16 protein-coding genes are annotated in these 19,734 nt (G+C 71.1%); 12 read left to right on the forward strand and 4 right to left on the reverse strand.

Translation table 11 applies throughout. The features are described from left to right. The first annotated feature begins 20 nt into the window (after positions 1-20). From ABZV77_RS22830 to ABZV77_RS22850, 5 genes are all read left to right on the forward strand, one after another. On the forward strand, positions 21-2,234 hold the full coding sequence (locus ABZV77_RS22830) for a discoidin domain-containing protein (RefSeq protein WP_356260217.1): 2,214 nt from the start codon (positions 21-23) through the stop codon (positions 2,232-2,234). A gap of 141 nt (positions 2,235-2,375) precedes the next feature. Continuing rightward, the gene (locus ABZV77_RS22835) at positions 2,376-3,560 is read left to right on the forward strand and encodes a Gfo/Idh/MocA family oxidoreductase (RefSeq protein ID WP_356259706.1); all 1,185 of its coding nucleotides are present in this window, start codon (positions 2,376-2,378) and stop codon (positions 3,558-3,560) included. Positions 3,561-3,705: 145 nt separating this feature from the next. Continuing rightward, positions 3,706-4,734 carry an L-threonine 3-dehydrogenase gene (tdh, locus tag ABZV77_RS22840; RefSeq protein ID WP_356260219.1) on the forward strand — a complete coding sequence of 343 codons (1,029 nt, stop codon included), beginning with the start codon at positions 3,706-3,708 and terminating at the stop codon, positions 4,732-4,734. A gap of 59 nt (positions 4,735-4,793) precedes the next feature. Beyond that, entirely contained in the window at positions 4,794-6,008 is a 1,215-nt protein-coding gene (locus ABZV77_RS22845; RefSeq protein ID WP_356259709.1) for a glycine C-acetyltransferase, read from the forward strand. A gap of 66 nt (positions 6,009-6,074) precedes the next feature. After that, positions 6,075-6,974, forward strand: a complete 900-nt coding sequence (locus ABZV77_RS22850; protein WP_356259712.1) for a LysR family transcriptional regulator — start codon at positions 6,075-6,077, stop codon at positions 6,972-6,974. A 34-nt stretch (positions 6,975-7,008) separates the two neighbouring features. Here the strand turns inward: ABZV77_RS22850 and ABZV77_RS22855 are convergent, their stop codons facing one another. After that, positions 7,009-7,806, reverse strand: coding sequence for an SDR family NAD(P)-dependent oxidoreductase (locus tag ABZV77_RS22855; RefSeq protein ID WP_356259715.1), 798 nt, complete (start codon positions 7,804-7,806; stop codon positions 7,009-7,011). A 227-nt stretch (positions 7,807-8,033) separates the two neighbouring features. On the opposite strand from ABZV77_RS22855, the gene ABZV77_RS22860 reads away from it, so the two are divergent. Beyond that, a complete protein-coding gene (locus tag ABZV77_RS22860; protein WP_356259718.1) occupies positions 8,034-8,390 on the forward strand; it encodes a beta/gamma crystallin domain-containing protein in 357 nt (118 codons plus the stop codon). A gap of 158 nt (positions 8,391-8,548) precedes the next feature. On the opposite strand, the gene ABZV77_RS22865 is transcribed toward ABZV77_RS22860, so the two are convergent. Next, a complete protein-coding gene (locus tag ABZV77_RS22865; RefSeq protein ID WP_356259721.1) occupies positions 8,549-9,589 on the reverse strand; it encodes a LacI family DNA-binding transcriptional regulator in 1,041 nt (346 codons plus the stop codon). A 216-nt stretch (positions 9,590-9,805) separates the two neighbouring features. Between ABZV77_RS22865 and ABZV77_RS22870 the strand changes: the two genes are divergently transcribed. From ABZV77_RS22870 to ABZV77_RS22890, 5 genes are all read left to right on the forward strand, one after another. Continuing rightward, on the forward strand, positions 9,806-10,669 hold the full coding sequence (locus ABZV77_RS22870) for an ABC transporter permease (RefSeq protein ID WP_356259724.1): 864 nt from the start codon (positions 9,806-9,808) through the stop codon (positions 10,667-10,669). 78 nt (positions 10,670-10,747) lie between these two features. Then, positions 10,748-11,773: an ABC transporter substrate-binding protein gene (locus ABZV77_RS22875; RefSeq protein ID WP_356259727.1), complete on the forward strand. Its 1,026-nt coding sequence runs from the start codon at positions 10,748-10,750 to the stop codon at positions 11,771-11,773. 2 nt (positions 11,774-11,775) lie between these two features. Next, a complete protein-coding gene (locus tag ABZV77_RS22880) occupies positions 11,776-12,609 on the forward strand; it encodes an ABC transporter ATP-binding protein (RefSeq protein WP_356259730.1) in 834 nt (277 codons plus the stop codon). A 96-nt stretch (positions 12,610-12,705) separates the two neighbouring features. Then, a complete protein-coding gene (locus ABZV77_RS22885; RefSeq protein WP_356259733.1) occupies positions 12,706-13,275 on the forward strand; it encodes an XRE family transcriptional regulator in 570 nt (189 codons plus the stop codon). Positions 13,276-13,375: 100 nt separating this feature from the next. Continuing rightward, positions 13,376-13,966 (forward strand): GNAT family N-acetyltransferase, encoded by a 591-nt coding sequence (locus ABZV77_RS22890; RefSeq protein ID WP_356259736.1) that lies wholly within the window; start codon positions 13,376-13,378, stop codon positions 13,964-13,966. Between the two features lie 28 nt (positions 13,967-13,994). Here ABZV77_RS22890 and ABZV77_RS22895 read toward each other — a convergent pair whose 3' ends face one another. Further along, complete coding sequence (locus tag ABZV77_RS22895; RefSeq protein ID WP_356259739.1) at positions 13,995-14,894, reverse strand: sugar phosphate isomerase/epimerase; 900 nt, start codon at positions 14,892-14,894, stop codon at positions 13,995-13,997. Positions 14,895-14,902: 8 nt separating this feature from the next. Then, a complete protein-coding gene (locus tag ABZV77_RS22900) occupies positions 14,903-18,397 on the reverse strand; it encodes a ThuA domain-containing protein (protein ID WP_356259742.1) in 3,495 nt (1,164 codons plus the stop codon). 315 nt (positions 18,398-18,712) lie between these two features. Between ABZV77_RS22900 and ABZV77_RS22905 the strand changes: the two genes are divergently transcribed. Further along, positions 18,713-19,699 carry an alpha/beta hydrolase gene (locus ABZV77_RS22905; protein WP_356259745.1) on the forward strand — a complete coding sequence of 329 codons (987 nt, stop codon included), beginning with the start codon at positions 18,713-18,715 and terminating at the stop codon, positions 19,697-19,699. Positions 19,700-19,734 lie beyond the last annotated feature (35 nt).

Here is a 19,734-nt window from a genome sequence, read left to right on the forward strand (position 1 = left end):
CCGTGGCCCTTTGCGCCGCGATGGCGCTCGGTGCCCTGGCCGCCCCGGGGGCCGCCGCGGAGCCAGCACCGCGCGTCCTGCACGCCGCCCCGCACGGCACCGGCGACGCCTGCGGCGCCGCCCGCCCCTGCTCGCTCACCGGCGCCCGGGACGCCGCGCGCACCCTCATCGGAAGCGAAGCACGCGATGTGCGCGTCGAACTCGCTGACGGGACCTACGAGTTGGACGCGCCGCTGAAGCTCGGCGCCGCCGACTCCGGGCGCGCAGGGCACGCGGTCACCTGGACCGCGGCGCCCGGCGCCCACCCCGTGCTCTCCGGCGGCCGCGCGGTCCAGGGCTGGGCGGAGAACCGCGACGGCACCTGGACCGCGGCCGTCCCCGAAGGGGTCGCTCCCCGCCAGCTCTTCGTCGACGGCCGCCGCGCCGTCCGGGCCCGGGGCGCGGCCTGCGCCGCCGCCACCTGCGACGCCACGAAAGACGGCATGACGGGCGCGGAAGCCACCGGCATCGCGCAGTGGAAGCGGCCGACCGGAGCCGAGGCGGTCATCAAGGTCCGCTGGCGGAACTACCGTTGCCGGATCACCGGGGTGACGGGCGACCGCATCACCTTCGCGCAGCCCTGCTGGGCCAACTCGTCGAGCGGGACCGGCCGCACGGGCCCCGCCTGGGACTCCACCACCGTCGACTCGGCCCGCTACCAAGGCGTCGCCTTCTTCGAGAACGCCCGCGAACTCCTCGACGAGCCGGGCGAGTTCGTGTGGGACGCCGAGGACCGCACCGTCACCTACCTGCCGCGCGCCGGTGAGGACCCGCGCCGCGCCCACGTGGTCACGCCCGTGACCGAGCAACTCATGGTCCTCGACGGCGCCCACGACGTCCGCGTCGACGGCATCGGCTTCGCGTACGCCGCCTACCACCAGCCCGCCACCGACGAGGGCTACGCCGGAACGCAGGCCGGTCTCACCCTCACCGGCGCCACCGGTCCCACCGACCACGCGGGCCGCCACTACACCAAGCCCACGGCGGCGCTCACCGTGCGGGGCGGACGCCAGGTGGCCGTCGGCCGCGCCGAGTTCACCCACCTCGGCGGCGCGGGCGTCGTCCTCGAAGCGGGCACCAAGGACTCGTCGGTCACCCTCTCCCGCTTCACCGACCTCTCCTCGGGCGCCGCCTACATCGGCGACACCGAGCCCGACCCGCGGCCCGAGCTCGCCGGGGAGCGGAACACCGTCGCGTACAACACCGTCCGCCGCACCGGAGTCGAGTACACGGACTCCGTGGGCATCTGGGCCGGGTACGAGGCGGAGCTGAGCGTCGACCACAACACCCTCGCCGACCTGCCCTACTCGGGGATCTCCGTCGGCTGGGGCTGGAACCAGCCCGAGGCGCGGACATCGGTCCTGCGCGACAACCGCGTCACCGGCAACCGGATCACCGACGTCATGCGGGTCGAGCACGACCAGCACGACGGCGGCGCCGTCTACACGCAGGGTGCCCAGCCCGGCACGGTGGTCTCCGGCAACTACATCAACCGCTCGGCGTACGGGAACACCGAACGCGACGGCAACGGCATCTACCTGGACGAGCAGTCCTCGTACATCCGCGTCGAAGGCAACGTCCTGACCCGCGTCGGCTACAAGTGGGTCTCCAACTGGGCCGACTACGGCATCCAGAACCACGCCACCGGCAACTGGACCGACACCGACACACCCGCCCTCGGGGGCACGGGCTCGACGATGCGGGACAACCACACCGAACTCGACCGGCTGCCCGCCGACGCGCTCGCCGTGGCGCGGCGCGCTGGCGCCCAACCGGTGCCCGCCGAACAACTGCGCCCGGACCTGGCTCGCGCGGGCCGGGCGACCCAGTCCTCCACGGACGGCGAGGCCCCGGCCGCGTACGCCGTCGACGGCGACACCTCCACCGACACCGCCACGCTCGCCGAGCCGGGCGCCTGGTGGCAGGTCGACCTCGGCGAGAGGCGACGCGTCGGACAGGTCGAGGTGTGGAACGGCGCGTCGACGGCCACGGCGGACTTCGACGTACAGCTGTCGAAGACCGCGGACTTCGCCGACGCCACGACCCGGCACATCACCGGGAAGGCGCTGCGCCCCACGCTCCTGGACTTCGGGGACGACGAGTCGGCGAGGTTCGTGCGGATCAGGCTCACGGGGAGCGGGCGCGTCGCCCTCGCCCACGTGCTCGTCCATCCACCACAGGGGCATCGGGCATAGCCGGGGCGTCGGGCCTCTCGACAGGGGCGGGCGGGGCCGGATAGATAAGGATCAAGCTCGTCCGCCCCGCCCGCACCCCGGGGCAGGCGCCCGCACCCCGAAGTCAGCACCCGCAACACCGGCTCAAGCGAAGGAAGTTCCATGACCGACCTCCGTCTCGGCGTTCTCGGCTACGGACTGCGCGGCTCGCTCGCCCGCACCGCCCACCGGCCGGACGCGGGCGCCCGCGTCACCGCGCTCGCCGACCCCGATGCCGCCGCCAGGGCCGAGGCGGCCACGGCCTTCCCCGGCGCGCTGATATCCAGCGACCACCGCAAGGTCGTCGAGGACCCGGACGTCGACGCGGTCGTCGTCCTCACCCCCGACCACACCCATGCGGCGCTCGCCTGCGAGGCGCTGCGCGAGGGCAAGCCCGTCTTCGTCGAAAAGCCCCTGGAGACGAGCGTCGAGGCCTGCGACGAGATCCTGCGCACGGCCCACGAGACGGGCACGCGCCTGTACGTCGGGCACAACATGCGCCACATGCCCGTGGTCCGCCTGATGCGCGACATCATCGAGCGCGGCGAGATCGGCGCGGTCAAGACCGTCTGGGTGCGCCATTTCGTCGGCTACGGCGGCGACTGGTACTTCAAGGACTGGCACGCCGAACGGCAGTACACCAACGGCCTGTTGCTGCAGAAGGCCGCCCACGACATCGACGTCCTGCACTGGCTCGCGAACGGCTACACGAGCCGGGTGCAGGCCCTCGGCGACCTCATGGTCTACGGCGACAACCCGCACCGCCGCGAGCAGGGCGAGCCGAAGACGGACGACTGGTTCACCCGGGACGGCCACTGGCCGCCGCACACCCAGCGCGACCTCAACCCCGTCATCGACGTCGAGGACGTCTCCCTGGTCAACATGCGCCTGGACAACGGAGTCCTCGCCGCCTATCAGCAGTGCCACTTCACCCCCGACTACTGGCGCAACTACACCGTCATCGGCGACGCGGGACGGCTCGAGAACTTCGGCGACGGCCCCGGAGGAGCGGTCAAGGTGTGGAACGCGCGCCGGTCGGGCTACCGCGGCGAGGCCGACGCCGTGTACGCGGTGCCGGACGCGCAGGACGACGGCGGGCACGGCGGCGCGGACCCGCTGCTCATCGACGAGTTCGTACGTTTCGTACGCGAGGGAGGGCGCACCGACACGTCTCCCGTCGCGGCGCGCATGGCGGTCGCGGCCGGTGTGCGGGCGACGCAGTCGCTGCGGGACGGCGGGACGCCCCGCGAGGTCCCCGGCCTCGACCCGGAGCTGATCGCCTACTTCGAACGCGGCCAGACCCGCTGACCTGACCGCCTTTTCGCCGGGGTTCGCGGGGCCTGAAGGAAAGCTGCGGCGGCGCTTAAGAAATCCTCGATGGACCGGGGCGCCGCCGTAGGGAAGATTCCTGTGTCGTCGGGGGAAGAAGCGACGTACGACGGGAGCCGTGGCGTTGAAGGCGCTGGTCAAGGAGAAGGCAGAGCCGGGTCTCAGCCTGAAGGACGTACCGGAGCCGGTCATCGGCCACGGCGACGTCCTCATCAAGGTGCTGCGCACCGGGATCTGCGGAACCGATCTGCACATCAGGGCCTGGGACGGCTGGGCACAGCAGACGATCACCGCGCCGCTGGTGGTCGGGCACGAGTTCGTCGGCGAGGTCGTGGAGACCGGCCGTGACGTCGCTGACATCAAGACCGGCGACCGGGTCAGCGGCGAAGGCCACCTGGTCTGCGGCAAGTGCCGCAACTGTCTCGCCGGGCGGCGGCACCTGTGCCGCGCCACGGTCGGCCTCGGAGTCGGCAGGGACGGCGCCTTCGCCGAGTACGTGGCGCTGCCCGCGTCGAACGTGTGGGTGCACCGCACGCCCGTCGACCTCGACGTGGCCGCGATATTCGACCCCTTCGGCAACGCCGTGCACACGGCCCTCTCCTTCCCGCTGGTCGGCGAGGACGTGCTGATCACGGGCGCAGGACCGATCGGCCTGATGGCGGCGGCCGTCGCCCGGCACGCGGGCGCCCGCAACGTCGTGATCACCGACGTCAGTGAGGAGCGCCTGGAGCTGGCCCGCAAGGTCGGCGCCAGCCTCGCCCTGAACGTGTCGACCTCGACGATCGCCGACGGCCAGCGCGAGCTCGGCCTGCGCGAGGGCTTCGACGTCGGCCTCGAAATGTCCGGCAACCCGCGCGCGATGCGCGACATGGTCGCCAACATGACCCACGGCGGCAAGATCGCCATGCTCGGCCTGCCCGCCGAGGAGTTCGCCGTCGACTGGTCGCGGATCGTCACCTCGATGATCACCATCAAGGGCATCTACGGCCGCGAGATGTTCGAGACCTGGTACGCGATGTCGGTGCTGCTCGAAGGCGGCCTCGACCTGGCACCCGTCATCACGGGACGGTACGGCCACCGCGACTTCGAGGCCGCCTTCGACGACGCGGCGAGCGGCCGCGGCGGCAAGGTCATCCTCGACTGGACCGCCTGACCTTCGCCGCCCGCCCCGCGCCGCCCACACCAGCGACCCCCCGACCTCAAGGATTCCGCATGTTCGACTCCGTACGCGAAGACCTCCAGGCCACCCTCGACGAGATCCGCGCCGCCGGTCTGCACAAGCCCGAGCGCGTCATCGGCACCCCGCAGTCCGCCACGGTCGCCGTCACCTCGGGCGGCAGGCCCGGCGAGGTCCTCAACTTCTGCGCGAACAACTACCTCGGCCTCGCCGACCACCCCGACGTCGTCGCCGCCGCCCACGAGGCGCTCGACCGCTGGGGCTACGGCATGGCCTCCGTCCGCTTCATCTGCGGCACGCAGGAGGTGCACAAGGAGCTGGAAGCGCGCCTGTCCGCCTTCCTCGGCCAGGAGGACACGATCCTCTACTCCTCCTGCTTCGACGCCAACGGAGGCGTCTTCGAGACGCTGCTCGGCGCCGAGGACGCGGTGATCTCCGACGCCCTCAACCACGCGTCGATCATCGACGGCATCCGTCTGTCGAAGGCCCGCCGCTTCCGCTACGCCAACCGGGACCTCGCGGACCTGGAGCAGCAGCTGAAGGAGGCCACGGAAGGCGGCGCCCGCCGGAAGCTGATCGTCACCGACGGCGTCTTCTCCATGGACGGCTACGTCGCCCCGCTCGCGGAGATCTGCGACCTCGCCGACCGGTACGACGCCATGGTCATGGTCGACGACTCGCACGCCGTCGGCTTCGTAGGACCCGGCGGCCGCGGCACGCCCGAGCTGCACGGCGTCATGGACCGCGTCGACATCATCACGGGCACGCTGGGCAAGGCCCTCGGCGGCGCCTCCGGCGGCTACGTCGCCGCCCGCGCCGAGATCGTCGCCCTGCTGCGCCAGCGCTCGCGCCCGTACCTCTTCTCGAACACCCTCGCCCCGGTGATCGCCGCGGCCTCCCTGAAGGTCCTCGACCTGCTGGAGTCGGCCGGTGACCTGCGGGACCACCTCGCCGCGAACACGGCCCTCTTCCGCTCGCGGATGACCGAGGAGGGCTTCGACATCCTGCCCGGCGACCACGCCATCGCGCCGGTCATGATCGGCGACGCGTCGGTGGCCGGACGCATGGCCGAGCTGCTCCTGGAGCGCGGCGTCTACGTGATCGGCTTCTCCTACCCGGTGGTGCCGCAGGGCAAGGCCCGCATCCGTGTGCAGCTGTCCGCCGCGCACTCCACGGAGGACGTGAACCGCGCGGTCGACGCGTTCGTGGCGGCGCGGGCGGAGCTGGCGCAGGAGACCGCCCAGGCCTGACGCGCGGGAGGCTCCGGAGGGGGCCCGTGGTGCGGTGGTGGCTGCCGGTTTGGGAGAATCGGCAGCATGATCGAAGCGCGGCGGCTGCACATCCTCCGTGCGGTGGCCGACCACCGCACGGTCACGGCGGCTGCCGCCGCGCTCTACCTCACCCCGTCAGCGGTCTCCCAGCAGCTCACGGCCCTGGAGCAGGAGACAGGCCACCGTCTCGTCGAGCGCTCGGCGCGCGGCGTACGCCTGACGGCGGCCGGGGAAATCCTGCTCACGCACACGAACGCGGTGCTGGCCCAGCTGGAGCGCGCCGAGGCCGAGCTCGCCGCGTACAGCACCGGTGAGGCCGGGACCGTGACCGTCGCGGCCTTCGCCACCGGCATCGGCCTGGTCGTCGCCCCCGCCCTGGCCCGCCTCGCCGTCTCCGCCCCCGGCATCCGGGTCCGCGTCCAGGACGCGGAGGGCGACGCGAGCCTGCCGATGGTCCTGGACCGGCAGGTGGACGTGGCCGTCGCCGTCGAGTACCGGGGCGCGCCGGGCGCGGACGACCCGCGGCTCACCCGCGTACCCCTCTACGCCGAACCCTTCGACGCGGTGCTCCCGCTCGGGCACCGGCTCGCGGACGCGGAACGGGTGGCCCTCGCCGAGCTCGCCAAGGACGCGTGGATCGGCCCCTTCGCCGGTAATCCCTGCCACGACGTGGTCGTCCTCGCCTGCGAACAGGCCGGATTCCAACCCCTGCTGGAACATTGGTCGGACGATTTTCGGGCAGTGGTCGCACTGGCCTCGGCGGGCGCGGGGGTCGCCCTCGTACCCCGCTCGGCGCTGCGGGGCATGGACGTGTCGGGCGTGGTGGTGCGCCCGGTCGAGGGCGCGGCTCCCACGCGCCGGGTGTTCGCGGCCGTGCGGTGCGGCGCCGAGGACCATCCGCTGATCCGCCCGGTGCTCGACGCGCTGGGGGAGGCGGCGGGCTGAGCGCGGCCGCCCCCTCCTCGGCGCCGTCCTCGCGTCACACCGTCTTGACCGAGTTGCCGTCGATGACGTGGTCCGCCCCGGTGACGCTGGCGGCGACCGGCGAGCCCAAGTAGGCGATGAGCGCGGCGACTTCCGACGGCTCCACGAGTCTGCCGGTGACCATGCCCGCGGTGTCGGGCAGACCGTCGAGCAGCCGGGCGTGCGGCACTCCCAGGGACTCGGCGAGCTGTGCGCCGTAGCCGTCGGGGCTCTCCCACATGGCCGTGCGGACCGGTCCCGGCGAGACCGTGTTGACGCGCACGCCTCGCGGCCCCAACTCCTCGGCCAGGGCCTTGCCGAAGGCGGTCAGCGCGGCCTTCGCGGTGCTGTACGTGATCGGCCCGGCGTGTGGGGTCCTGGCGCTGGTGGAGGAGACGTTGACGACCGCGCCACGGGCGGCGGTGAGGTGGGGCAGCGCGGCCCGTGTGGTGCGGACCGAGGCGAAGAAGTTCACGTCGAACGCGTCGGACCACTGTTCGTCGGTGCAGGTCAGGAAGGTGCCCGTCCAGGCGGCGTCTGCGTCCCCGCCGCCCACGTTGTTGACGAGGAGATCGAGTCCGCCGCGCCCGCCGAGCTCGGCCGTGGCCCGGGCCACGAGGCGGGCGGGCCCGTCGGCCGTGGTCAGGTCCACGGCCACGCCGGTGGCGCCCGTGGCCCTGAGCTCCGGGGTGATCGTGCGGGCCGCCGCCACGACGCGCATGCCCTCGTCAAGCAGCGCGGACACGGTGGCCAGACCGATGCCGCGGCTCGCTCCGGTCACCAGGGCGGCCTTTCCGGTCAGTTGCAGATCCATCTGATTCCCACTCTCTTCGCCCGTTCTGCCCGAACTCTTGGCCCTAAGGGCCATCAAATCACCCGAATGACACTGATTAGGACATTGGGCGATGTATTTCGGCCGTGCGCCATTTCAAAGATTGCCATGTACAGGAGACCTACAGGATCGTCGTCGTGCAAGCGCAAAACGTTTCCCGGAAATGGTCGTTGAATGGCCACGCCCGGGCCCGAAATCAGGGAGTACTTGTGCTGTCGAAAACCAAGAGGGTCGCCCGGTCCGCAACCGTTGCGATCGCCGCGGCCGCCGCGTTCACCGTGGTGATGCCCAGTGGCAACGCCTTCGCCATCGACCACGTCGAATGCCGTGGCGGCGAGAACTTCTTAAAGATCTGGTCGCACAGCGGCGACGGCCGATCGAGCGTGGACTGCTACGCCAACAAGGGCCGCACCGGTTTCGGCAACTGGTGGGTCGACCGCATCTCCACGGGCAACAACGACCTGGTCTACTACGACGCCAATGGCGACTCCGTGCGCATCAACCGGTGGACCGACATCACCTTCCCGCACCGTCCGCCGAAGGTGAAGGACATCGAAATCCTGTGATTCGGTAAAAAGGTGGCCGCCTCCGCACCGTGGCCATTCCGGAATTCCACCGGCCACGCCTTTACGGGCGTGGCCGGTTTCGGCGATTTCGATTCCGATTCCTCTGATTCAGATTCAGATTGCGATGCCGTGCCGCCGGAGGGAACGCCCGCCCCCTCTCAAGGGCACCGCCCCGTGCTCCCCCGCAGCACCACCTCGCCCCGCACCCGCTCCACCCGCGACCGCCGCCCGACCGGCTCCCGCAGGGCCAGCTCCAGCACCGCCCGCCCCATCAGCGGCAGAGGCAGCGCCACCGTCGTCAGCGGCGGTGTGAGCTCGCGTACGAGAGGGATGTCGTCGAAGCCCGCGAGCGACACGTCGTCGGGGACCCGCACACCCCGCTCCCGCAGCGCCGCGAGCGCCCCGACCGCCATCACGTCCGTCACCGCGAAGACGCAGGTCGGCGGGTGGCCGCGGCGGAGCAGCTCCCTCGCGGCCCCGTAGCCGCCGTCCCGGGTGAACGCCCCCTCCACGACGCGGTCCTGCGGCAGCGCGACGCCCGCCTCGGCCAGCGCCGCCCGGAACCCCGCGAGCCGGTCCGCGACCGTCGTGAGGCGTTCGGGGCCGGTGAGCACGGCGAAGTCCCGGTGACCGAGCCCGAGGAGCGCGCGGGCCAGGGCCGCCGCGCCCGCACGGTTCTCGGGCAGCACCGTGTCCACCCGCAGACTGCGGTGTCGGCTGACGACGGCGACGCGGCCCCCGCCACGCGCGTACGGCGTCAGCTCGGCCGCAAGCTCCCGCTCCCAGGAGGCGTCCTGGAAGCCCGAGCCGATGAGCAGCACGGCGCGGGCCCGCTGGGCGCGCAGCATCGAGACGTACGCGATCTCGCGCCCCGGTTCGCGGAACGTGCTCGCCAGCATGACGAGCAGCCCGCGCTCGGCCGCCGCGCCCATCACGCCGCTCGCGATGGCGGCGAAGTAGGGGTCGCCCACGTCGTGGCAGATGACGCCCACCGTGTTGTTGGAGGAGCTGGCGAGGGCCTGCGCATGGGCGTTGGGGATGTACCCGAGGCGGTCCGCGGCGGCGATGACCCGGCTGCGCAGGTCGTCGCGGACCCGGGCCGTGCCGTTCAGGGCCCGGGACGCGGTGGCGGGCGAGACCCCCGCGGTCCTGGCGACCGCGTCCAGCGTGACGTGCAGACCGCGCTCGGCTTCCCTCACCGCACCCCCCAGGGCCGTGGCGCGCCGCGAAACTCAGGTCCGACCTATTGACCCTGCGGTCAGCCAGTCATTAGCGTGGCGGGCAGTCTACCAGAAAGCGCTTTCTGAAAGCGGTTTCCGGGATTTCCGCACCACAGAGCTCCGCACCGGCCCCGCCGGTCCACGCAACTGCCTCCCAAGTTCACCGCATACCAGGGAATGTCAGGGGAGTTCACCGTGAGTCAGAGCACAGCGTCAGTAACTCCCGTGAAGACGGCGGGTGTTGTCGATCGACAACGGCCGGGCCTCCGGCAGCGTATAGCCGAGGCCGCCGAGAAGAGCTGGCGCCCGCTCGCGCTGCTGGTCGTCTGCTTCGCCGCCTGGTGGGTGATCGCCGCCACCGAGATGGTCGAGGCCTATCTCGTGCCCTCGCCGGGCGCCACCTTCGACGTCATCATCGACAAGCCCGACTACCTGTGGCAGCACACCTGGGTCACCACGTACGAGACCCTGCTCGGCTTCGTCATCGCGGTGGCCGTCGGCATCCTCGCCGCCGTCCTGATGGTCGCCTCGACGACCGTCGAGAAGACCCTCTATCCCATCCTCCTCTTCGCCCAGGTCGTCCCGAAGATCGCGATCGCCCCGCTGTTCGTCGTCTGGCTCGGCTTCGGCATCGCCCCGAAGATCCTCATCGCCGTCCTGATCGCCTTCTTCCCCGTCGTCATCTCGATGGTCACCGGACTCAAGGCCGTGGACCCCGAAATGCTGCAGCTCTCCGCCACCATGGGCGCACGGCCCTGGCAGACCTTCCTCAAGATCCGCTTCCCGGCGTCGCTCCCGCATCTCTTCTCCGGCCTGAAGGTGGCTGTCACGCTCGCCGTCACCGGCGCGGTCGTCGGCGAGTTCGTCGGCGCGAACGAGGGCCTCGGCTATGTGATCCTCCAGGCCAACGGCAACCTCGACACCCCGATGCTCTTCGCGGGACTGCTGGTCATGTCGCTGATCGGCGTGGTCCTGTTCGTGCTCGTCGAGATCGCGGAGAAGCTGCTGCTCCCGTGGCACGCGAGCCGCAGGGACCAGGGCGCGACCACCGCGTACTGAGTCCCGGCCGCACACCGAAGCCCCCAGCGCCCCCCGATTTCCCCCGCCATGTCCTCCGTACGCGAGAAGGGCCGTCCCATGCACGCGCGCAGACTCCTCACCGGCCTCGTCCCCCTGGCGCTCGTCGCGGCGACCGCGACGGCCTGCGGTGACGACGACAAGACGAGCACCAGCGCCTCCGGCAAGAAGCTGGACAAGGTGACCCTGACGCTCAACTGGTACCCGTACGGCGAGCACGCGCCGTTCTACTACGGCAAGAAGCAGAAGATCTTCGAGGAACACGGCATCGACCTGGAGATCAGGGCGGGGCAGGGGTCCCAGAAGACCGTGCAGGCCACCGGCGCCGGGCAGACCGACTTCGGGTGGGCCGACACACCGGCCGTGCTCGCCGGTGTCGACCAGGGCGTCAAGGTGAAGAGCCTCGGGGTGTTCCTGCAGACCACGCCCGCATCCGTGCAGTCCTTCGAGGCCGAGGGCGTCGCGTCACCCGCCGACCTGAAGGGCAAGACGGTCGCCGGTACGGCGGGGGACGCGCTCACCAAGACCTTCCCGATCTTCCTGCAGAAGAACGGCATGGAACTCTCGGACGTCAAGGTCCAGAACACCGACCCCGCGGGCAAGATCGCGGCGGTGATGTCCGGCAAGACGGACGCGTTGCTCGGGTACGCGAGCGACCAGGGCCCCACCATGCGCAGCAAGGCCGAGAAGGACGTCTCCTACCTCCGCTTCTCCGAGCACGGCCTGAACTTCTACTCCAACGGCCTGATCGCGGGCAGCAAGACCCTCCAGGGCCGGGGCGACCTGGCCAAGCGGATGACCACCGCGGTCAGTGAGGCGTGGGCGGCGGCCGAGAAGAAGCCGGGCCCCGCGGTCGCGGCGATGGAGGGCGCATCCGAACAACTCCCGCCCAAGGACGTCCTGTCGGAGCAGTTCAAGACGACCCTGACGCTCCTCCACACCGACGCCACGAAGGGCAAGGCGCCGGGGGCCAACACGGCGGCGGACTGGAAGCAGACCATCGACGTCTTCTCCGAGGCGGGCCTGGTCGAGAACCCCAAGTCCGTTGCGGAGTACTGGGATTCGGCCAAGGGGATCAAGGGGTGACCATGCCCAACGACGCGACGCTCAGAAAGACCGGCCGACCGGCGCAGGAGGATGTCGCGGCGGCCGCGCCCGCCGTGCGGATCGACGACGTCGCCGTGCGCTTCCGTACGAAGAAGAAGGACGTCACCGCGTTGCGGGACGTCTCGCTCGACATCGGTGCCGGAGAGTTCGTGGCGATCGTCGGCCCTTCGGGCTGCGGCAAGTCGACGCTGCTCAAACTGGTCGCGGGACTCCTGTCGCCGTCGTCGGGCGAGGTGCTCCTCGGCGGTGAGCGGGTGCGGGGGCCGCGGCCCGACATCGGGTACGTGTTCCAGCGCGCCGCGCTGCTCGACTGGCGCTCGGCGCGGCGCAACATCCTCCTCCAGGCGGAGATGCGCAGGCTCCCCGCCGAGTGGGCACGCGCGCGTGCCGACGAGCTGATCCGGATGACCGGGCTCGACGGCTTCGAGGACGCCTACCCCCACGAGCTGTCCGGCGGCATGCAGCAGCGGGTGGCGCTGTGCCGTGCGCTGCTGCACGAGCCGCCCGTACTGCTCATGGACGAGCCGTTCGGCGCCCTCGACGCGCTGACGCGGGAGCAGTTGAACGTCGAGCTGAACCGCATCTGGCGCGAGACCGGCACCACGGTGCTCCTGGTGACGCACTCGATCGCCGAGGCGGTGTACCTGGCGGACCGCGTGGTGGTGATGAGCCCGCGCCCCGGCACGGTGGCGGAGGTCATCGAGGTCGGCCTGCAGCCGGAGCGGGGGTACGCGGAGACCCTCGCCTCGACCGAGTTCCGGGAGGCGACCGGGCGGGTCAGGGAGCTGCTGGGGGCGGTGTCGGCGCACGACTGAGAGCGGGACGGGGGGAGTCCGTGGCTGCGGGCAGAGACGCAGCCCACACACCAGCGACCTTGTTGGCCATCCCGTATCCGGGATAGCTTCCCGAATATGGAACACGACGGAGATGGAGTCGACGCGCGCCTCGCCGCCCGACTGTCCGAGCTGCGCGCCGAACGCGGCTGGTCCCTCGGCGAGTTGGCCGAGCTGAGCGGGATCAGCCGCTCCACCCTGTCCCGGGCCGAGCGTGCGGAGATCAGCCCCACCGCGGCCCTCCTGAACCGGCTCTGCGCCGTCTACGAACGGACCATGTCGCAGCTCCTCAGCGAAGTGGAGGCGGAGCCCGCCCAGCTGGTGCGCGCCGTCGACCAGGCGGTCTGGGCCGACGACGAGGCCGGCTTCATGCGCTGGGCCGTCTCGCCGCCCCGCACCGGGATGCGCGGCGAACTGGTCGAGGGACGGCTGCAGCCGGGCGCCGACATCGCCTACGACCGGCCGCCCGTGCCCGGCCTGGAGCAGCACATCTGGGTGCTCGAAGGGGCCCTGGAAGTCACGGTGCAGGGCGAGCCGCACACCCTGCGCACCGGCGACTGCCTGCGCTTCCGGCTGTGGGGCGCGTCGCGGTTCCGCTGCGCGGGCGAGGAGGCCGTGCGGTACGCGCTCGTGGTGGTGAAGCCTTGACCGGTGGTCCGGTGTGCAGTGGTTCGGTGTGCGGTGGGCTGGTGACCGGCGGTCCGGTGACCAGTGGCCTGCTCGCCGGGGCCCGGTGTCTGGCAGTCCGATGGTCAGTGGCACGGTGACCCCCGGCCCGGCCACCGGCGGCCTCAGGACCGACGGCCCGCGCCTGGAGCTCCTCGACGCGGCCGGGCTCCGCGACGCCTCCGGCCACCTGGCCGAGCTGCTGCTCGACACCGTGCGGGGCGGCAGCTCGCTCGGCTTCCTCGCGGACCTGGACCGGACCGCGGCGCGCACCTGGTGGCACGGCCTCGCCCCCGCCGTCGAGGCGGGCGGCCTCGCCGTCTGGGCGGCCCGCGACGAGGACCGGGACGACCGACGGATCACGGGCACCGTCAGCGTCACCTTCACCGACAAGCCCAACGGCCGCCACCGCGCCGAGATCGCCAAGCTGATGGTGCACACCGAGGCCCGCGGAAAGGGCCTCGCCCGCGCCCTCCTGGCCGCCGCGGAACAGACGGCGGCGGAGGCGGGCGTGACCCTCCTCGTCCTCGACACCGAGACCGGCAGCCCCGCCGAGACCGTCTACCGCAGGGCGGGCTGGACCGAGGCCGGGACCATTCCCGACTACGCGGCGGACCCCTTAGGAGCCCTCCACGCGACGACCCTCTTCTACAAGCGGCTCGGCGCCGGATGACCGGCGCCGAGCCGGAGCGTGCGACGCGTCAGTAGCGCAGTGCCGCCAGATACGCGTAGCTGTTCCGCGCGGTCGCGAACGGGTCCGTGGGGGAGTCGTGCTCGACCAGCCACTGCCGGACGCCGCCCACGCGCGCGTGGGCGAACATCGCGGCGAAGTCGAGCGTCCCCGAGCCGACATCGGCGAAGCCGCCGTCGGCCGCCATGTCCTTCACGTGCAGCGCGGGGAACCTGTGCGCATGGCGCCGGAAGTACGTCGCCGGATCGGCGCCGCCCTTCACCGCCCAGTACACGTCCAGCTCGAAGCCGACCAGCTCGGGATCGGTCTCGGTGAGCAGGACGTCGTACAGGTTCGTGCCGTCGACCACCACATGGTCCGTGCCGTGGTTGTGGAACAGCACGGGGCCGAGTCCCGCCTCGCGCGAGGCGCGCCCGATCAGGTTGAACTGCCGCGCCGCCTCCCGGAAGCCGTCCGGCGTGTGCAGCGCGCCGGGCAGGCTCGGTACCACGGGCCACTTGGCGCCCAAGGTGTGCAGGTCGTCGAGCGCCTGGGGGAGCCCGCTGCCGGTGAGCGTCGGATAGGCGACGTGCTCCAGGACGGCGCGCAGGCCGACGGCATCGAGCAGCCGCCGGATCCCGGCGGCGTCGTACCCGTGGCGGCCGCTCACCCCCACGGTCGCGTAGCCGATGTCGGCCAGCTGCTCCAGGGTGCCCGCGAAGTCCCGCGGCAGTGCGTCGCGCATCGTGTACAGGTGCATGCCGATGCCGCCGCGCGGGATGCGCCGCTTGTGCGCCCGCTCCGCCGCCCGCGCGGGCAGCGCCCCGCCGACCGCTGCCGCGAGCCCCAGGGACGTACCGACGCACGTAAGGAGAAAGGCTCGTCTGGCGCTGTCGACGGAAGACGCGCTCGGAGATCCGGTCAGGGTCATGGTCGTCCTCACTTCGCCGTGATCCGGACAGCGCCGGTCGTCGTGTCGCCCTTGTCGTCGGTGACGGTCAGATGAGCCGTGTACGTCCCCGCGCGCGCGTACGCGTGCTCGGCGCTGCCGCTCTCCGTGCCGCCGGGCTTGGAGTTGTCGCCGAAGTCCCAGTGGTACGAGGCCGCGGTGCGGCCCGCCGGGAGCTGCACCGTGCTGGTGAGCTTGACGGCGAGGGGCGCGGGGCCCGTGTCCGGCGCCGCCTTGACGGTCACCTTCGCACCGGCGTTCTTCTCGACCCCGGGACCGTTGAAGTGCAGCCAGTCGACGGTGAGGAGGTCGGGCTTGTCGGACGACCACTGGGGGTTGCTGAAGACGGCGTACAGCTTCGTCGTGCCGTCGTGGGCGGCCAGTTCGGTGGTCGGCGAGATGAAGTTGCCCCAGCCGCCGGTGTTCGGCACGCTCACCTTGCCGAGCAGCTCGCCCGTCGGAGACCCGGCGCGGAACTCGACGTCACCGCCGAGACCGCCCGAAGCCGCCCCCACGGTCACGGAGTCGACGCCCTTGAGGTGCACCGGGTCGAAGGAGACCCAGTCCCCGTCCTCGATCTCGATGAGCCGCTTGCCGCCGGACGCGTCCGCGCGGTCGCCGGTGTCCGCCCCGCCGTGCGCGCCGCCCGTGGCGGTCCGGTGCTCGGCCTCGCGGTAGGAGGTCCGCAGCGTCAGCGAAGCCGAGCCGGTCAGCGCGGGCACGCCGCCCGCCCCCTTGTCCTCGTACTGCGCCGTGATGCCGTAGTACAGGTTCTGCCCCGGGCCGTGGCTGTCACCGGCATCGGTCACGATCTCGCCCGCGCAGCCCTTGTAGTTGTCCAGCGGGTGCAGATGGGTGTCGTGCCCCAACTGGGACTGCACGACGACCCGTTCGCAGTCGATCCGGCCGTCCTCCCGGTCCGTCACCTTGACCTTGAACGGGATGGTGTCCCCGAAGCTGAACGTCCCGCCGTTCGGCGGCTGCTGGATGGTCACCTCCGGCCGCGTGTTGCCGACCGTGATGTCCCGTACCGCGAGAGCGCTCAGCTCGTTGGGCCCGGTCACCTTCAGACGGGCGGTGAACTGCCCCTTCGCCGTGTACTTGTGTGTCGGGTTCGCCTCGGTGGAGTCGGTCGTGCCGTTGCCGTCGAAGTCCCATGCGTACGTGACGGGTGTGCCGTCCGGCAGTCCCGATCCCTCGCTGGAGAACTTCACGGTGAGGGGCGTGCGCCCGTTGTCCGGCGTCGCGGTGACCCGGGCGTCGGGGAGGCGGCCGTCCGCCACGTAGTCGATGCGGTAGATGCCCGAGCCCTCGTTGCTGCCGCCGCGGCCCGTGCCGCTGCCCAGCCCGAAGTCGATCACGTAGAGCGCCCCGTCAGGACCGAAGTCGGCGTCGAAGGGCTGATTCCACTTCATGTCGGAGAAGACGGAGTTGATGGACTGCAGATCGCCCTTCTTGGCAGGCGGGAAGCGCGGGTCGGAGAACGACTGGTCCTTCTCCTGGATCGAGAAGGTCTTGAACCACTGCCGGGTCAGCTCGTACGCGAGCCACTTCCCCTCGAAGTACTCGGGGAACTTGGTCTTGTACGTGTTCGCCGCGTCGTAGTCGTACACGGGGCCGCTCATCGGGCCGCCGCCACCCGTGCCGAGCTCGGGGAACTCCTTGGACTCGGAGTAGGCGTACCAGACGTTCGCGGGCTCGGCGGGCGGCAGTTCGCGCAGGCCCGTGTTGTTCGGCGAGTCATTGACGATCTTCGCGCAGTCGAACTTGTCCTTCGACGTCTTCGTCGCGAAGTCGTAGTCGTTGAACGGGGTGTTGTCGCCGATGCAGTAGGGCCACCCGTAATTGCCCGCCTTGGTGATCCGGTCGTACTCGACCGTCCCCTCGGGGCCGCGGTCCGCCACCGCCTTCTTCGCGTCCGGGCCGTAGTCGGCCATCAGCAGAGCGCCGCTGATCGGATCCGTGGTGATGCGGAAGGGGTTGCGCAGCCCCATCGCGTACACCTCGGAGCGCGTCCTGTCCGTTCCGGGAGGGAAGAGGTTCCCCTCCGGCACGCCGTACGTCCCGTCGTCCTTCGGCGTGATCCGCAGGATCTTGCCGCGCAGATCGTTCGTGTTCCCCGCGGTGCCCTGCGCGTCCCAGGCCCGGCGCCCCTCGCGTTCGTCGATCGGCGCGAAGCCGTCCGACGCGAACGGATCGGTGTTGTCGCCCGTCGCGACGTACAGGTCGCCCTTCTTGTCGAAGGCGATCGACCCCGCCATGTGCGAATTGGCCCGGCCCTCGCCGCGCCACGTCGGAATCGTCAGCAGCCGCTTCTCCGACGACGCCGCGACCTTCCCGCCCGCCTCGGTGAAGCGGGAGAGATTGATCCGCTTCTCCGTCTTGTCGGAGTGCAGCAGATACAGCCAGTGGTTGTCCTCGAAATCCGGATCCAGCGCGAGACCGAGCAGCCCGTCCGACTGGCTCGTCATCTCCGGCGTGTACGCGAGATCGAGCGCCGTGGAGACCTTGAGCGTCTCCTGGTCGATGATCTTCAGCTTTCCGGTGCGCTGCACGAAGAAGACCCTGCGGTCCGGCGCGACGGCCAGCTCGAACGGGTCGGCGAGGTCCGCGGTGGCCAGCGGAGTGCGCTGGAAGGCGCCCGTCTTGGTGGCCGTGCAGTCGCCCGGCTTGTCACCTGCGGCCCACTGGATGCCGCCGAGGATGTGCTGGAGGAACCCCTCCTCCTTGAAGGAGGACTCGGCGTGCCCGCCCGCCGTGTACCAGGAGCGGCCGCCGTCGTAGTTCTGGCACCAGGACCACGGGTGGTCGGCGCCCTCGTCGAGCCCGGTGATGCCGTCGCGCACCTTGATCTGCGCGAGGGTGTGCACCTTCCCCGTGGGATTGGTGCGCCAGTTGTACCACTCCTCCTCGCGCTCCCAGAGCTCCGGAAGGCCCTTCGTGGACGGGTGCGCGCGGTCGAGGACCTTGACCCGTCCCTTCTGGACGGCGGGGTGCTTGTCGAAGATCGCCCCGACCAGGCCCTCGTACCAGTTCCAGTCGCGCTCACTCGCCGACGCCGCGTGCAGCCCGACCCAGCCGCCGCCCGCCCGGACGTACTTCTGGAACGCGGCGCGCTGCCCCGCGTCGAGCAGGTCGCCCTTCTCGGGCGTGGAGTTGGTGTTGTTGAAGACGACGGCCTGGAAGCGGGCCAGATTGGCGTCGGTGAACGCCCCGGCGTCGTCCGTGGCCTCGACCTCGAAGCCGTTCTCGCCGCCGAGCTTCTTGATCGCCTCGATGCCCGCCGGGATCGAGTCGTGGGGGTAGTTCGTGACCTTGGAGAAGACCAGGACACGGAAGGCGGGGGCGGCCTCGGCGCGCGGCGGGGCCGCGATCCCGAGGCCCACGACGAGCGCGAGCAGGGCGACGAAGACGAGCAGGGCTCTGGGTGCGCCTCTCGGCGCTCTCCTCGGAGCCGCGGAACTCGCGGAACTCATGGAACTCATGGCGCTCCCTGGGCTGGCTTGGCTGATGGCCGGCTGCCGGTCGCCGGGTGTGCGGTGAGTTGCGTGTGTGCCGTGCGGAGGAAGCGCCGATTAGAAAGCGCTTTCACAGCGCGGGACTTAGGGTAGGTTCCGGTTCCGTAAAGGGTCAATGGGTCGGAAGAACCGGAAGAACCGCAAGGATCGGGCGAGCCGAAAGGATCAGGCGAGCCGAAAGGACCGGGCGGGCCGAAAGGGGCGGATGAGCCGCATGACGTCCCGCGCGCGGGGGAAGCTGCCCGGCAGACCGCCGACCGTACCCACCAGGGAGCCCGCGCGATGCCCGACCGATCCGATGACACCGCCGCCACCGCCTCCGCCCCCGCGTACACCGCGGGAGTGCTCAACGCGGCGGACGGCGTGCCCGTCGCCACGTACACCTGGCTGCCCGCCGACGGCAGGCCCCGCGCGTACGTGCAGATCGCGCACGGAGCCGCCGAACACGCCCTGCGCTACGACCGCTTCGCCCGCCACCTGACCGGGCAGGGCTACGGAGTGGTCGCCTCCGACCACCGCGGCCACGGCGCCACCGCCCAGGCAACCGGTGGCTACGGAGTGACGTCCGGTACGGCAGGCCCCGAGGACGCCGACAGTTGGCGGGCGATCGTCGACGACCTCAAGGCCATCGGCGACCAGGTGCGCACGCTGCACCCCGGCGCCCCGTTCTTCCTCCTGGGGCACAGCCTCGGCTCGATGCTCGCGCGGGACTACGCCCAGGAGTACGCCGACGGACTCGCCGGAGTGATCCTCTCCGGTACGTTCCGCTCGTTGCCCGGCGCCGAGATCGAGGGGTCGATCGCCCGGCTGGAACGCGAGGTGGCCGAACGCGGACGAGCCGCCCTCTCCTCGTACGTCCCCGACCTCTTCGCCTCGTTCAACGATCCGTACGAGCACCGCACCGGCTTCGAATGGCTCTCGCGGGACGAGTCCGAGGTCGACGCCTACGCCGCCGACGAACGCTGCGGCTTCGCCTTCTCGGCGGGCCTCTCCCTGGACTGGGTGCGCGCCGTACGGAAGGTCAACGACCCGCGCAACATCGCCCGCACCCCCGCCGACCTGCCGATCCACATCGCCGTCGGCGAGCAGGACCCCTGCAACCAGCGCATGACCCTCGTCAACGAGCTCCTGGAGGACTTCCGGTACGCGGGCGCCGAGGACCTCACCTGGAAGGGCTACCCGGGCGCCCGCCACGAGATCCTCAACGAGACCAACCGCGACGAGGTCCAGGAGGACCTGACGGCGTGGCTGGACAAGCGGGTGCTGTAACGGGTGCTGTCAGTGGCGTTGTAAGTGGCGTTGTC

Source organism: Streptomyces sp. NPDC004732 (assembly GCF_040609235.1).
GTDB lineage: Bacteria > Actinomycetota > Actinomycetes > Streptomycetales > Streptomycetaceae > Streptomyces.

Bases quoted from the DNA above. Each gene is read 5' to 3' on its own strand.
- ABZV77_RS22830 (WP_356260217.1), top strand. From the start codon at position 21: ATGGCGCTCGGTGCCCTGGCCGCCCCGGGGGCCGCCGCGGAGCCAGCA.
- ABZV77_RS22835 (WP_356259706.1), top strand. From the start codon at position 2,376: ATGACCGACCTCCGTCTCGGCGTTCTCGGCTACGGACTGCGCGGCTCG.
- ABZV77_RS22845 (WP_356259709.1), top strand. From the start codon at position 4,794: ATGTTCGACTCCGTACGCGAAGACCTCCAGGCCACCCTCGACGAGATC.
- ABZV77_RS22850 (WP_356259712.1), top strand. From the start codon at position 6,075: ATGATCGAAGCGCGGCGGCTGCACATCCTCCGTGCGGTGGCCGACCAC.
- ABZV77_RS22855 (WP_356259715.1), bottom strand. From the start codon at position 7,806: ATGGATCTGCAACTGACCGGAAAGGCCGCCCTGGTGACCGGAGCGAGC.
- ABZV77_RS22875 (WP_356259727.1), top strand. From the start codon at position 10,748: ATGCACGCGCGCAGACTCCTCACCGGCCTCGTCCCCCTGGCGCTCGTC.
- ABZV77_RS22880 (WP_356259730.1), top strand. From the start codon at position 11,776: ATGCCCAACGACGCGACGCTCAGAAAGACCGGCCGACCGGCGCAGGAG.
- ABZV77_RS22885 (WP_356259733.1), top strand. From the start codon at position 12,706: ATGGAACACGACGGAGATGGAGTCGACGCGCGCCTCGCCGCCCGACTG.
- ABZV77_RS22890 (WP_356259736.1), top strand. From the start codon at position 13,376: ATGGTCAGTGGCACGGTGACCCCCGGCCCGGCCACCGGCGGCCTCAGG.
- ABZV77_RS22895 (WP_356259739.1), bottom strand. From the start codon at position 14,894: ATGACCCTGACCGGATCTCCGAGCGCGTCTTCCGTCGACAGCGCCAGA.
- ABZV77_RS22900 (WP_356259742.1), bottom strand. From the start codon at position 18,397: ATGAGTTCCATGAGTTCCGCGAGTTCCGCGGCTCCGAGGAGAGCGCCG.
- ABZV77_RS22905 (WP_356259745.1), top strand. From the start codon at position 18,713: ATGCCCGACCGATCCGATGACACCGCCGCCACCGCCTCCGCCCCCGCG.